Source organism: Streptomyces misionensis (genome assembly GCF_900104815.1).
Lineage (GTDB): Bacteria > Actinomycetota > Actinomycetes > Streptomycetales > Streptomycetaceae > Streptomyces > Streptomyces misionensis.
Map to the genome: position 1 here is coordinate 6,499,566 of NZ_FNTD01000004.1, position 13,704 is coordinate 6,513,269.

General features: G+C 73.6%; 10 protein-coding genes. 4 read left to right on the top strand and 6 right to left on the bottom strand.

What is annotated here, in order from left to right; all coding sequences use genetic code 11:
* Positions 1 to 93: 93 nt before the first annotated feature.
* Complete coding sequence (locus BLW85_RS31035; protein WP_070022776.1) at positions 94 to 1,899, bottom strand: 3-hydroxyacyl-CoA dehydrogenase family protein; 1,806 nt, start codon at positions 1,897 to 1,899, stop codon at positions 94 to 96.
* A 397-nt stretch (positions 1,900 to 2,296) separates the two neighbouring features.
* Here BLW85_RS31035 and BLW85_RS31040 point away from each other — a divergent pair, with 397 nt between their 5' ends.
* Positions 2,297 to 2,881 carry an adenylosuccinate lyase gene (locus BLW85_RS31040; RefSeq protein WP_070022775.1) on the top strand — a complete coding sequence of 195 codons (585 nt, stop codon included), beginning with the start codon at positions 2,297 to 2,299 and terminating at the stop codon, positions 2,879 to 2,881.
* A 9-nt stretch (positions 2,882 to 2,890) separates the two neighbouring features.
* Here BLW85_RS31040 and BLW85_RS31045 read toward each other — a convergent pair whose 3' ends face one another.
* From BLW85_RS31045 to BLW85_RS31065, 5 genes are all read right to left on the bottom strand, one after another.
* Positions 2,891 to 3,367, bottom strand: coding sequence for a hypothetical protein (locus tag BLW85_RS31045; RefSeq protein ID WP_074994240.1), 477 nt, complete (start codon positions 3,365 to 3,367; stop codon positions 2,891 to 2,893).
* 161 nt (positions 3,368 to 3,528) lie between these two features.
* Positions 3,529 to 4,515, bottom strand: a complete 987-nt coding sequence (locus BLW85_RS31050) for a YihY/virulence factor BrkB family protein (protein WP_074994243.1) — start codon at positions 4,513 to 4,515, stop codon at positions 3,529 to 3,531.
* 50 nt (positions 4,516 to 4,565) lie between these two features.
* Entirely contained in the window at positions 4,566 to 4,970 is a 405-nt protein-coding gene (locus BLW85_RS31055) for a RidA family protein (protein WP_074994245.1), read from the bottom strand.
* A gap of 57 nt (positions 4,971 to 5,027) precedes the next feature.
* A complete protein-coding gene (locus BLW85_RS31060; protein ID WP_074994248.1) occupies positions 5,028 to 6,581 on the bottom strand; it encodes an alpha/beta hydrolase in 1,554 nt (517 codons plus the stop codon).
* 147 nt (positions 6,582 to 6,728) lie between these two features.
* On the bottom strand, positions 6,729 to 7,757 hold the full coding sequence (locus tag BLW85_RS31065; protein WP_074994251.1) for an Rv2578c family radical SAM protein: 1,029 nt from the start codon (positions 7,755 to 7,757) through the stop codon (positions 6,729 to 6,731).
* 172 nt (positions 7,758 to 7,929) lie between these two features.
* Between BLW85_RS31065 and BLW85_RS31070 the strand changes: the two genes are divergently transcribed.
* From BLW85_RS31070 to BLW85_RS31080, 3 genes are all read left to right on the top strand, one after another.
* Complete coding sequence (locus BLW85_RS31070) at positions 7,930 to 8,373, top strand: SRPBCC family protein (RefSeq protein WP_070022769.1); 444 nt, start codon at positions 7,930 to 7,932, stop codon at positions 8,371 to 8,373.
* A 184-nt stretch (positions 8,374 to 8,557) separates the two neighbouring features.
* A complete protein-coding gene (locus tag BLW85_RS31075) occupies positions 8,558 to 10,987 on the top strand; it encodes an MFS transporter (protein ID WP_079172459.1) in 2,430 nt (809 codons plus the stop codon).
* Between the two features lie 152 nt (positions 10,988 to 11,139).
* Positions 11,140 to 13,671, top strand: a complete 2,532-nt coding sequence (locus BLW85_RS31080; protein ID WP_074994254.1) for an ATP-binding SpoIIE family protein phosphatase — start codon at positions 11,140 to 11,142, stop codon at positions 13,669 to 13,671.
* Positions 13,672 to 13,704 lie beyond the last annotated feature (33 nt).

The following is a 13,704-nucleotide window of genomic DNA, read 5'->3' on the forward strand; positions in this document are numbered from 1 at the left end:
ACCTGCGGTCCCGGCGGACCGGGCGGGCACCCCGTGCGGGGATCGAGCAGCCCGCCCCAGTCCGTCCGCGCACGAGGGCCGTCGCCGGCGCCGTCAGCGGCGGGCATACTCGCGGAAGCCGCGGCCCGTCTTGCGGCCCAGGCAGCCGGCGGCCACCAGGTGCTCCAGGAGCGGGGCCGGGGCGAGCCCGGGGTCCCGGAACTCGCGGTGCAGCACCTTCTCGATGGCCAGCGAGACGTCCAGGCCGACCACGTCGAGGAGTTCGAACGGACCCATCGGGTAGCCGCCGCCCAGCCGCATGGCCGCGTCGATGTCGTCCAGCGACGCGTAGTGCTCCTGCACCATCTTGATCGCGTTGTTCAGATACGGGAACAGCAGCGCGTTGACGATGAACCCGGCCCGGTCGCCGCAGTCCACCGGGTGCTTGCGGATCTTCGCGCAGACCTCGCGGACGGTGGCGTGCACGTCGTCGGCGGTCAGCACCGTCCGCACCACCTCGACCAGCTTCATGGCCGGGGCCGGGTTGAAAAAGTGCATGCCGATCACGTCCTGCGGGCGCGAGGTGGCGCGGGCGCAGGCGACGACGGGCAGCGAGGAGGTCGTGGTGGCGAGCACCGCGCCGGGCTTGCAGACCTTGTCCAGGGTCTGGAACAGCTGCCGCTTGACCTCCAGGTCCTCGGCGACGGCCTCGACGGCCAGGTCGACGTCCGCGAAGGCGTCGTAGGAGCCGGCCGGGGTGATCCGGTCCAGGGTCTCGGCGGCGGCCTCGGCGGTCAGCCGGCCCTTGTCCACCGACCGGGCCAGCGACGTGCCGATCCGGGCCTTGGCCGCCTGGGCCTTCTCCTCGCTGCGCGCGGCCAGGACGACGCCGTAGCCCGCCTTGGCGAACACCTCGGCGATGCCGGAGGCCATGGTGCCGGAGCCGGCGACGCCGACCGAGCGGACCTCGCGGCCCTCGGCGCGGGCGCCGCCGGCCGCCGGGGTCAGGGCGTCCGGCACCACGGTGGCGCTGCCCGGCGCCTCGTAGGTGTAGAAGCCGCGCCCGGACTTGCGGCCGGTCAGGCCCGCCTCGCTGAGCTGCTTGAGGATCGGGGCCGGGGCGTGCAGCCGGTCGTGGGACTCGGCGTACATGGCCTCCAGGACGGTCCGCGCGGTGTCCACGCCGATCAGGTCGAGCAGCGCGAGCGGGCCCATCGGCAGGCCGCAGCCCAGCCGCATCGCCGCGTCGATGTCCTCCCGGGAGGCGTAGCGGGCCTCGTACATCGCGGCCGCCTGGTTGAGGTAGCCGAACAGCAGGCCGTCCGCGACGAAGCCGGGCCGGTCGCCGACCGCGACCGGCTCCTTGCCCAGTTCGAGGGCGAGGTCCGTGACGGCGGCGACGACCTGCGGCGCGGTCAGCACCGAGGAGACGATCTCCACCAGCTTCATCGCGGGGGCCGGGTTGAAGAAGTGCAGCCCGAGCACGCGCTCGGGACGGGCCGAGTCGGCGGCCAGCCGGGTCACGGACAGCGCGTTGGTGCCGGTGGCGAGGATGGTCTCCGGGCGGACGATGCCGTCCAGTTCGCGGAAGATCTGGTGCTTGATCTCGTACGACTCCGGGGCCACCTCGATCACCAGGTCGGCGTCGGCCGCGGCGGTCAGGTCGGTGGTGACGCGCACCCGGGCCAGCGCGTCGGCGCGCTCGGCCCCGGTGAGCCGGCCGCGCTCCACCGCGCGGGCGGTCGAGGCCTCCAGGGCGGCCAGCGCCCGCGCGGCCTGGGCCTCGCCGACGTCGATGCCGACCACCTCGCGGCCGGCCTTCACCAGGACCTCGGTGATGCCGGTGCCCATGGTGCCGAGGCCGACGACGGCGACCTTCGTGAGCGCGGAGGGAGGGGTGTGGGACAGGGGAGTGGCCATCGCGGGACTCCAGGAATGAGGGTGACGACGAGGAACGCGCCGGGTGCGCCGGAGGGCGCACCACGGTGCGGAAAGGAGTGCGGGTGTTGCCGGGCCATCGAGCGCACACGCCCGGTGCCGTACCGGCGGGCGTTCGAGGCGCCCGGCGGCGACGGTGTTTCCGACCGGCTCTGTCCCGAAGCCGGGTCGTACAAGCGGTACTTGGCGCACAGAGCGCACACGGGTACCGAACCGACCGATGCCCACGACGGCCGCGTCACCAGACCGTCGCCAGCGGGTGCGAGAGGGTTGCTCGCTCGTATGAGCTTAACCGGTGGGTAACGAGCGCGCCAGCCCTTGCGGGGGACTTTGTGCCAGGCGCCTCCCGCGGCCCGCTCAAGGCGCCTACGCTGAGGGCGTGGACGAAGAGTCGCGATCGCTCACGGAACGCTTACGGCAGGAGTCGGGCGGCACGGCCGCCTTCGACCGGCTGCTCGCCACCGGGGACCCGGACGAGCTGGCGGAGGTGCTCACCGCGCCCGGACAGCCGCTGTGGGCGCGCGAGTTGGCCGCGTTCCGGCTCGGCCGGGCCGGCGACCGGCGCGCCTTCGAGTCCCTGGTGCTGCTGCTCAACCACCGCGACCCGCCGCGCTGCGCCGCCGCCGCACACGCCCTCGCCCGGCTCGGCGACCCGCGCACGGCCCGCGCGGCCGCCGCCCTCGCCACCAACGAACTCCGCGTCGCCTACGCCCTGCACCCGGTACGGCTCCTCGTCGCCCTGCGCGCCCCCGAGTCCGTGCCCGCACTGATCACCACCCTGGAGCGGCGGCTGCGCCCGCACGACCCCTACCGGCGGGTCGCCCTCGCCTGCGTGGAGGGCCTCGGAGCCCTCGGCGACGGACGCGCCCGGCGCGTCCTGACCGAGGCCCTCGCCCACCCCGCCCTCGCGGAGGCGGCGGTGCACGCACTGGCCCGGCTCCCGCAGGAGGAGCCGGCCGGCTGACCGGCGCGGTCAGGGCCAGTACGCGGTGCACAGCCGGCGCCCCGCGTGCCGGCCGCACGCCTGTGCCTCCAGGTGCCAGCCCCTGCCGTGCACGTACTTGACCGCGCGGGTGTTCTGCTTGCCGCCCGTGTGCACGGTCCCCGAGCACACGCCGAAGTCCGCCCAGGACCCGTGGTCGACGTCCCATTCCAGCGAGACCGTGTCCCCGCCGCGCGCCCCCGAGATCACCGCCCAGACGTAGTACGGCGCCCCGGTCTTCGCGTTGCCGTAGCGCACCTGGACCGTGGCACCGCCGATGCGCACCGTGGGCCCGGTGTGCCGGCGCCCGCCCGGGATGTGGGTGTTGGGGTCGACGCTGGTCCCGCACGAGGCCGCGGCCCGCGCCGGCCGTGCCTCCTGGGCGGCCGTCGCGGTCGCGACCGACGCGGTGGCCAGCACCGCCACGCCGGCCATCGCGGCCATGAGGCCCCCGTACTTGTTGGTCATGCCTGTGCCCCTCTTGCCGCCGACTGCGGGGTGTCACCGATCACTGACACACCGTCGCCGCAGTCGCCCGAGCCGAGGCTGGCAGGCGCCCGGGGGAGCGGGCAAGGGGCAGTGGGAGCACATGGGCGCGCGGGCCCCGCGTGCCCGGCGCACCAAAGCGGTCAGACGTCCCTCGTCCGGCGTACGTCCTGCTCGTCCCACATGGTGGTGGAGCGCGGCTCGACCACGGGCCTGCCGCGGACGGGGTGACCGCCGCCGGCGACGGCCCGCTGCCGCACGGTCTCCGCGTCGAACTCCAGGCCCAGCAGGAGCGCCAGATTGCTGATCCACAGCCACACCAGGAAGACGACGATGCCCGCCATGGTGCCGTAGGTCTTGTTGTACGACGCGAAGTTCGCCACGTAGACCGCGAATCCCGCGGAGGCGGCCATCCAGATCACCAGGGCGAGCACGCTGCCCGGAGTGATCCACCGAAAGCCCCGGACCTTGGCGTTGGGGCACGCCCAGTACAGGATCGCGATCATCACGACCACCAGGATCACCAGCACCGGCCACTTGGCGATCGACCACGCGGTCAGCGCCGTGTCCCCGATGCCGAGCGCCTGTCCGGTGCGCCGGGCCAGCGGGCCGCTGAAGACGACGATGACCGCGCTGAGCACGGCCAGCACCAGCAGCGCCGCCGTGACCCCGACCCGCACCGGCAGCAGTCGCCACACCGGACGCCCCTCCGGCATGTCGTAGACGGCGTTCGCGGCGCGGATGAAGGCCGCCACGTACCCGGACGCCGACCACAGCGCCACGACGATGCCCACCACGGCCAGGACCGAGCCCGTACCGGCACTGTTCTGCAACTGCTCCACGGACCGGGTCAGCACGTCCCGCGCCGAGCCGGGCGCCAGCTGTCTGATGTCGGCCAGCAGCCGGTCGGTGGTCGAGCGGCCGGTGATCCCCAGCAGGGACACGAGTACCAGCAGCGCCGGGAACAGGGCGAGCATGCCGTAGTAGGTCAGTGCCGCGGCCCGGTCGGTCAGCTGGTCCTTCCGGAACTCCCGCAGGCTGCCTTTGAACACCGCCCCCCACGCGGGCTTCGGCGCCCGCGGCACGCCGCCGTGCTGATCCGTTTGCCCCGGAATGCGAGGTTCGTTCATGGCCGCCGGGTACCCCGCGGCACCGGATCGACAGCGGGCCGGCGGCCGCGTCACCCGTCGGCGGGTTCCGGCACCACCGCCAGGGCCTCGATCTCCATCAGGAACTCCGGGGCCACCAGCCCCGCGACCCGCACGGCCGAGGCGGCCGGCAGCCGGTCGTCGGGTATGTGCGCGGCGCGGGCCGCACGGATCTGCGGCATGTGGGCCATGTCGGTGACGAAGTACGTCAGCTTCACCACGTGCTCGAACCCGGCCCCCGCCGCGGCCAGGCAGCGCCGGAGGTTCTCGAACACCTGGCGGGCCTGGGCCGCGGGGTCGCCGGGGCCCACCAGGGCGCCGTCCTCGTCCAGGGCCAGCTGGCCGGAGACGGCGACGAGCCGGCCGGTCGCCGAGACGACATGGCTGTACTGCGCGGCGGGTGCGACGCCGGCGGGGGCGGTGATCCGTTCGGTCATGCGCCCATGATGGACCACGCCACCGACAGCGCCCCGGGCCGGGGCGGACGGCGGCGGTCAGCGGCGGAAGCCCAGCAGGCCGTGCAGGATCGAGCCGCGCGAGGACGTCGAGGCCGCCTTCGCCGCCGGCGGCTCGGGCTCCGGGGACCTGGCGCACACCGCGTCGGCCGTGCCGCTGCCGCGCGGCACCGTGCCGTCGGCCAGGTACGCCGACAGATAGCGGTCCAGGCAGGCGTTGCCGCTCAGTGTGATGCCGTGGTTGCCGCCGCCCTGCTCGACCACCAGGCTGGAACCCGCCAGCAGCCGGTGGGCCGCGACGCCCCCGGCGTACGGGGTGGCCGCGTCGTCCGTCGCCTGGAACAGCAGCGAGGACGGCAGCCGGGTGTTGGCGACGTCCGGGTGCCCCGTCCGGCCGGTCGGCCAGAACGCGCACGGCGCGTTGTACCAGGTGTTGTTCCATGCCATGAAGGGCGACTTCGCGTACACCGCCCGGGCGTCCCGGCGCCAGCGTGCCCAGTCGTGCGGCCAGGCGGTGTCCCCGCACTGCACGGCCGTGTAGACGCTGTAGCCGTTGTCGCCGGAGCCGTCCACACCGGCGAACTCGTCGTACGCCTCCACCAGCGGCCCGGTGTCCTTGTCGTGCACATAGGCCGCGAACGCCTCGGCGAGGTAGGGCCAGTAGCCGTCGTAGTAGCCGCCCGGGATGAACGTGTCCTCCAGTTCGGCGGCGCCCACCCGGCCGCCGGCCGGCCGCTTCGCCAGCGCGGCCCGCATCGCGTACCACTGCGCCTCGACCTTCGCGGGGTCCTTGCCGAGCCGGTACGTCGCGTCGTACTTCGCGATCCAGGCCATCAGCGCCCGGTGCCGGTCGTCGAAGGCGTGTTCCTGGCCGATGTTGTCGTCGTACCAGACGCCGGTCGGGTCCACGATCGAGTCCAGCACCAGCCTGCGGATCCGCTCGGGGTGCAGCTTGGCGTAGACCGCGCCCAGATAGGTGCCGTACGAGTAGCCGAAGTAGCTCAGGCGGGGCGCGCCGAGGGCCGCGCGGATGATGTCCATGTCCTGCGCGGCGCTGACCGTGTCCATGTGCGGCAGCACATCGGCGTAGTGCCGGGAGCAGTCGGCGGCGAAGGACCGGGCGCGCTCCAGGTTCGCCTGCTCCAGCGCGGGCGTGGCGGGCACGCTGTCGGGGCGCACCGGATCGAAGTGGCCGGGCGCGCAGTTGAGGGCCGGGCTGCTGTGGCCGACCCCGCGCGGGTCGAAGCCGACGACGTCGTAGCGCGCCGCCACGTCCTTGGGCAGCGCCGCGGCCACGAACCCGGCGAGCGTGAGCCCGCTGCCGCCGGGGCCGCCGGGGTTGACCAGCAGCGGGCCCTCGGAGGTCTTGGCGGTGTGCGGCACGCGGGACAGCGCGAGCGTGATCCGCCGGCCGTCCGGGTCCGCGTGGTCCAGCGGCACCTGGAGCGAGGCGCACTGGAGCGTCGGGTAGTCGCCGGTGCCGCACTTCTTCCAGTCGAGCCGCGCGGGCGCGGCGGCCCGCGCGGGCACGCCGGTGACGGAGCCCGCCAGCACGGCGGCGGCCGCGCACAGCACGGCTGCGCGTCTTCTCATGGGTCCTCCCGGGACGGAGAGGTCGGGTGAACCGCGAGGATCGCGGCTTTGGCCGCATCGTCCCGGAGCGGGGACCCTGGAGAACGTCCCGCGCCGATAGTTGACCCTATTGCCCGCGCGAAGCCCTCGAACGCTCCCGCGGGGCGCTCACATGAGGGTCAGCTGGGTCGGCTCGGGCCGTGGCGCGGGCCCGGCCGGGCGGATCCGGCGGGCCGCGCCCGCGCGGGTGGGCCCGATGCCGTACTCCCGCGCCAGCTCGTGCACCTGACGGGTGATCCGGCGCTGGTACCAGGTGGGCGCGTAGGACCCGCCCGCGTACATCCGCTCGTAGCGGCGCACCAGGTGCGGGTGGTGCTCGCCCAGCCAGGCCGTGAACCACTCGCGCGCCCCCGGCCGCAGATGCAGCACCAGCGGCGTCACCGAGGTGGCCCCGGCGTCCGCGATGGCCTTCACCGTCGTCCGCAGCTGCTCCGGGTGGTCGCTGAGGAACGGGATCACCGGCGCCATCAGCACCCCGCAGCCGATGCCGTGCTCGCCGAGGGTGCGCACGACGTCCAGCCGCCGCTCGGGCGCCGGTGTGCCCGGCTCCACCGTGCGCCACAGGGCGGGGTCCAGGAAGCCGACCGAGACCGAGATGCCCACGTCCGTCACCCGCGCCGCCCGCACCAGCAGATCCAGGTCGCGCAGGATGAGCGTGCCCTTGGTCAGGATCGAGAAGGGGTTCGCGTGCTCGGTGAGGGCGGAGATGATGCCCGGCATCAGGCGGTAGCGGCCCTCGGCGCGCTGGTAGCAGTCGACGTTCGTGCCCATCGCCACGTGGTCGCCGTGCCAGCGCCCGGAACCCAGCTGGCGGCGCAGCACCTCCGGGGCGTTCACCTTGACCACGATCTGCGTGTCGAACCCGATGCCGGTGTCCAGGTCCAGATAGCCGTGCGTCTTGCGGGCGAAGCAGTACACGCACGCGTGGGAGCAGCCCCGGTAGGGGTTCACCGTCCATTCGAACGGCATCCGCGAGGCGCCCGGCACCCGGTTGAGCACCGAGCGCGCCCGGACCTCGTGGAAGGTGATCCCGCGGAACTCGGGCGTGTCGAACGTACGGGTGGTGACGGCGTCCGCGCCGAACAGCGCGGTGTCGGCCGCCCGGCCGTGCTCGACGTTGAGGTTGTCCCAGCGCATGACGCCTCCTCGGTGGAACTCGCCCACACAATAGAACATCTGTTCCCATGATCGTGCGGAGCAGGGCGCGGGGTGGGGCGCGGACCCCGATCGCGGCCCCCGATTTGGGGGGCCGGGCGCCGGAGTGGTTGGCTTTTCCCAACCCCGAGCAATCAGGTCCTGGAGGAACGCAATGGCGCAGGTCGAGGCCACTACGGAGCGGGTCGTCGCGGCGGACGCGGAGAAGGTGCTCGACGCCCTCGCCGACTACCGCGGCACGCGGCGCAAGCTGCTGCCCGAGCAGTTCAGCGAGTACGAGGTGCGCGAGGGCGGGGACGGCGAGGGCACCCTCGTCCACTGGAAGCTCCAGGCCACCAGCAAGCGGGTGCGCGACTGCCTGCTGGAGGTCACCGAGCCCACCGACGGCGAGCTGGTCGAGAAGGACCGCAACTCGTCCATGGTCACCACCTGGCGCGTCACCCCCGCCGGCGAGGGCAGGGCCCGCGTCGTCGTCACCACCACCTGGCAGGGCGCCGGCGGCATCGGCGGGTTCTTCGAGCGCACCTTCGCCCCCAAGGGGCTCGGCCGCATCTACGACGCCGTGCTCGCCCGGCTCGCCACCGAGGTCGAGAAGTAGCACCAACCCCCGCCCCGCGAAGGGGAGTTGTGCGCCTTCGCGGGGTTTCCCTTCACCGGTTCGAGTGGAACTGGCGCCCACCGGGAACCGCCCCGTAACCCACCACGGTTGTTCGTAGTTGTCGCCTCGCGCGAGAAATTGCACGGGTACGACAGCCGCGAAGGTGGCGCGAGGGGAGCGGAACGTGGGCGGGACGACTCTGGTGGATCACGACACGCTCGTGCTGCTCCCGGATGCCCGGAAGGAACCGGCCGAGGAGGCCCGGGAGGAGCCCCCGGCGGCCGGCCCCGCGGCCCCGCCGCCGGCCGGTCCGCTCAGCCCGCGCCGGGTGCGGCTGGTCGTCCTCGGGCTGATGCTGGCGATGCTGCTGGCCGCCCTCGACCAGATGATCGTGGCCACCGCCCTGCCCAAGGTGGTCGGCGAACTGCACGGCCTGGACCGGATGTCCTGGGCGATCACCGCCTACCTGCTCACCTCCACCATCGGCCTGCCGCTGTACGGCAAGCTCGGCGACCTCGTCGGCCGCAAAGGCGTCTTCCAGTTCGCCATCGCCGTGTTCGTCGTCGGCTCCGCGCTCGCCGGACGCGCGCAGAGCATGGACCAGCTGATCGCCTTCCGCGCCCTCCAGGGCGTCGGCGCGGGCGGCCTGATGATCGGCGTCCAGGCGATCATCGCCGACATCGTGCCGCCCCGGCAGCGCGGCCGCTACATGGGCCTGATCGGCGCCGCCTTCGGCCTCGCCTCGGTCGCCGGACCGCTGCTCGGCGGCTACTTCACCGACCACCTCTCCTGGCGCTGGTGCTTCTACGTCAACGTGCCCTTCGGCCTGGTCACCCTCGCCGTCGTCGCCGTCGTGCTCAAACTCCCCAAGCCCGAAGTCCGCGGCCGCTTCGACGTGCTGGGCGCCCTGCTGCTCGCCGCCGCCTCCACCTGCCTGGTGCTGCTGACCAGTTGGGGCGGTACCGAGTACGCGTGGGGCTCGCGGCAGATCCTCGGCCTCGGCGCGGGCGCGCTCGCCACCGTCGTGCTCTTCCTCGTCGTCGAGCACTTCGCCGTCGAACCCCTCATCCCGCTCCGGCTGTTCCGCGACTCCGTCTTCAACGTCACCGGCCTGGTCGGCGCCGTCATCGGCGTGGGGCTGTTCGGCGCCGCCAGCTATCTGCCCACCTTCCTCCAGATGGTCGACGGGGCCAGCGCCACCGGCTCCGGACTGCTGATGCTGCCCATGACCGCGGGCATCGTCGCGACGTCACTGCTCTCCGGCCAGCTCATCAGCCACACCGGCCGCTACCGGGTCTACCCGGTGCTCGGCGGCGCCGTCTCCGTGGCCGGGATGTGGCTGCTGTCCCGCCTCGACGCCGGAACGCCCCGGCTGCACTACAGCCTCTGGATGGCCGTACTCGGCGCCGGCATCGGACTGGTGATGCCCGTTCTGGTCCTCGCCGTGCAGAACTCGGTGCGGCCCGCCGACCTCGGCACCGCGACCAGCGCCAACAACTACTTCCGGCAGATCGGCGGCAGCGTCGGCGCCGCCGTCTTCGGCACCCTGTTCGCCAACCGGCTCGCCGACGCGCTGCGCAGGGAACTGCCCCCGGGCGCCGGCGCCCGGCTGCCCGACCCCGAATCCCTCACCCCGCAGCTCGTGCACGCCCTGCCCCCGGCGCTGCGCGACGCCTACATCCGCGCCTACGCCGAGGCCATGCCCCGGGTCTTCCTGTACCTCGTCCCGGTGCTCGTCCTCGGTCTCCTCGCCGCCTTCTTCCTCAAGGAGAAACCACTGGTGTCCCACCACACCGCCGAAACCGACCCCCAGGGCCCCCACACCCACATCCCCCAGGCGCGTTCCCCGTACGCCGCCGGAATCCCGGTGTGCGGCACCGTGCAGCATCCCGACGGCACCGTGGTGCCGCGCGCGGCGCTCACCCTCATCGACGTCACCGGACAGCAGATCGGCCGGGGCGCGAGCGGCGACGACGGGCGGTACGCGCTGAGCACCCCCGGCTCCGGGTCGTACGTCCTGATCGCCGCCGCCGGGGGCCACCAGCCGCAGGCCGTCTCGGTCACCGTCGGCGAACGCCCCGTCGAACTCGACGTCGTCCTCGGCGGCGCCGGACGCCTCGCGGGCAGTGTGCTCACCGCCGACGGCAGCCCCGTGCGGGACGCCACCGTCACCCTCACCAATGTGCACGGCGAGGTGGTCGCCACCACCCGCAGCGGCCGCGAAGGGGGCTACGTCATCACCGAGTTGGTCGCGGGGGAGTACACCCTCGCCGCCAGCGCCCCCGCCTTCCGCCCGGCCGCGCTCCCGGTCAGCGTGCAGGCCGCCCGGGAGACCCGGCAGGACGTCGAGCTCGCCGGCGGCGCAGTGCTGCGCGGCGTCGTACGGGCGAGCGGGGGACGGCCCGTGGAGGACGCCCGGGTCACCCTTCTGGATGCCGCGGGCAACGTGGTGGACACCCTCACCACCGGACCGGACGGCGCCTTCCGGTTCGTGGACCTGTCCTCCGGCGAGTACACGGTGATCGCCGCGGGTTACCCGCCGGTCGCCACGGTCTTGCAGGTCGCGGGCGGTGGCCGCACGGAACGGGATCTCCAGCTGGGACACGAGGACTGAGGCGGCGCCCGCGGCGGCACCGGGGCGGGGGCCGGTGCGATCAGGTAAACCAATTCCCGGATTGCCACACATCGCCACCGGCCACCGCCGTACCGTAGTGGCCGGCGGCACAGATCGTTTGCGAACAGCCGTGGGGAGAAGGGGCCTGGGCCATGGACCGTGGCAGCGAGCGGGACACAGCTCCCGGGCGCGGCGCCGGCGACACAGCTGCGGGCCGGATTCCGCTTGCGGTGATCGTCGTCGACCGTGACGGCCTGGTGTCCCACTGGAGCAGTGGGGCACGGCGGTTGTTCGGCGTGGGCCGGCAGGACGCCGTCGGCCGCCCCGCGGCCGATCTGCTGCCGGTCACCGGTACCCTGCCCGACCACCTCCAGGGCGGCTCCACGCCGGACGCCCGCCCGGCGGCGTACGACGGCGAGCCCAACGGCGCCGCCGGGTACGGCGGTTCGTCCGACGACGAGCTCGGTCCCGACCTGGAGGCATCCCTCGGCGGTGGGACCTCCTACGCCACCGCCGGCCGCGCCCGCCTCTCCCCGCCCCGGCGGACACCGGACGACGAGGACCGGGCGGACGGCGAGCGGCTCGACGTGCTGTGGTGGGCCTACCCGCTGATCGGCCCCGGCCCCGCCCGGCTGCTGGTGCTCGCCGCCGACGCCACCCGGCTGCGCGAGGAGCGCGGCCACGACGACGAGACCGCCGAACGCGTCGCGCCCGCCTTCGCCCGCCACACCGAACTGCCCGCCTTCGACGAACTCGAACGGCGGCTGCCGGAGATCCTGCCCAACATGGGCCCGGGGCTCAGCGGCCGCATCGTCTCCCAGATCCTCGAACTGGGTTATCCCGTGCTGGAGTTCAGCCAGTGCGAACGGGTGCCGGTGACCCCGTACTGGGGCGTGCCCCGGCGCCCCGGCCGCGTCCCCGCCGACGCCGCCGAAACCCTCGTACCGCGCCAGCGCACCGCCCCCGTGCCCGCCGTGCCGCCCGGCGCCGAGCAGGACCTCGAATACGCCGCCGTCCGCGAACGCCTCGAATTCCTCAACGAGGTCAGCTCCCGCATCGGCTCCTCCCTCGACCTCGGCGAGACCATCCGCGAGGTCACCAGTGCCGCCGTGCCCCGGTTCGCCGACTTCGCCGGCACCCATCTGCGCGCCGCCGTCCTCGCGGGCGAGGGCTTCCCGGACGGCCCGCCCGACGCCAGCACCGTGATGTTCCGCGTCTGGGTCGAGCACAACGACGAACCCGGCCGCTGGGACGACACCGTGCCGGTCGGCGAGGCCTTCGCCTTCCCCGAACACACCCCGTTCTACCAGTGCATGGTCACCGGCGAACCGGTCCTCATCCCCCGGGTCACCGACGAGATGGGCGACCGCATCTCCGGCCAGTTCGAGAAGCGCGATCTGCGCCCGCTGATCAACGGCCGCTCCCTGCTGATCGTGCCGCTCAAGGCGCGCAATGTCGTGCTCGGCTTCATGGTGCTGATCCGCCGCCCCGACCGTCCCGCCTTCGACGACATGGACCGCACCACCGGCGCCGAACTCGCCGCCCGCGCCGGCCTCGTCCTCGACAACGCGCGCATGTACACCTACCAGGAGAACGTCGCCGACACCCTCCAGGACAGCATGCTCCCGCAGGTCGCCCCGAGGACGGCCGGCTGCGACGTCGCCACCCGCTACCTGCCCGGCACCCGGCTCGGCCGGATCGGCGGCGACTGGTTCGACACCGTCAAACTGCCCGGCTCCCGCACCGCCCTCGTCGTCGGCGACGTCATGGGGCACGGCCTCAACTCGGCCGCCATGATGGGCCAGTTGCGCACCGCGGTGCAGACCATGGCCGCGATGCAGACCCCGCCCGCCCAGCTCCTGCGCAACCTGGACGACCTGGCCCGCCGGCTCGGCGACAACTACCTCGCCACCTGTCTGTACGCGGTCTACGACCCGATCCGCGGCGAGGTCACCCTCGCCAACGCGGGACACATCCCGCCGGTGCTGGTCCGGGCCGAGGACGGCAGCAGCGAACTCCTCGACCTGCCCACCGGTGCGCCCATCGGCGTCGGCGGCGTCCCCTTCGAGGCCGCCCGGGTACGGGTGTCGCCCGGGGACCGGCTGGTGCTGTGCACCGACGGCCTGGTCGAGGTGCGCGGCTCGGACATCGGCGAGGGCCTCGCCGCGCTCTGCGAGTCCGCCGCGCACCCCGCGGCCTCCATGGACGACGCCTGCGACACCATCATCCGCGCCCTCAACACCCGCGGCGGCCGCAAGGACGACGTCGCCCTGCTCATGGCCCGCCTCAACGGCATCCCCGCCGGCCATGTCGCCGAGTGGCGGCTGGACGCGGAGCCCCGCGAGGTCGGGCGGGCCCGCCGCCTGGTCCGCGAGCAGCTGCGCGCCTGGGGTCTACCGGAGGCCGTGGAGACCGCCGAGCTGCTGGTGAGCGAGGTCGTCACCAATGCCGTACGGCACGCGGAGGGCGATCGCGTCGGGCTGAAGGTGGTGCGCACCGACGCGCTGCTGTTCGAGGTCACCGACGACGCCCCCGACCTGCCCGACATGATCGCCGCGGGCCCCCTCGACGAGTCGGGCCGCGGACTGCGCGTGGTCAGCAGGCTCGCCCGCGAGTGGGGCGCCAGCGCCACCGGGCACCGCAAGACGGTCTGGTTCGAACAGGCGGTCACGGGGAGCCGTTGAACGCCGGTACGTCCGGTGAAGGCGGCCACCGGG

Bases quoted from the DNA above. Each gene is read 5' to 3' on its own strand.
- BLW85_RS31035 (WP_070022776.1), bottom strand. From the start codon at position 1,899: ATGGCCACTCCCCTGTCCCACACCCCTCCCTCCGCGCTCACGAAGGTC.
- BLW85_RS31045 (WP_074994240.1), bottom strand. From the start codon at position 3,367: ATGACCAACAAGTACGGGGGCCTCATGGCCGCGATGGCCGGCGTGGCG.
- BLW85_RS31050 (WP_074994243.1), bottom strand. From the start codon at position 4,515: ATGAACGAACCTCGCATTCCGGGGCAAACGGATCAGCACGGCGGCGTG.
- BLW85_RS31055 (WP_074994245.1), bottom strand. From the start codon at position 4,970: ATGACCGAACGGATCACCGCCCCCGCCGGCGTCGCACCCGCCGCGCAG.
- BLW85_RS31060 (WP_074994248.1), bottom strand. From the start codon at position 6,581: ATGAGAAGACGCGCAGCCGTGCTGTGCGCGGCCGCCGCCGTGCTGGCG.
- BLW85_RS31065 (WP_074994251.1), bottom strand. From the start codon at position 7,757: ATGCGCTGGGACAACCTCAACGTCGAGCACGGCCGGGCGGCCGACACC.
- BLW85_RS31070 (WP_070022769.1), top strand. From the start codon at position 7,930: ATGGCGCAGGTCGAGGCCACTACGGAGCGGGTCGTCGCGGCGGACGCG.
- BLW85_RS31080 (WP_074994254.1), top strand. From the start codon at position 11,140: ATGGACCGTGGCAGCGAGCGGGACACAGCTCCCGGGCGCGGCGCCGGC.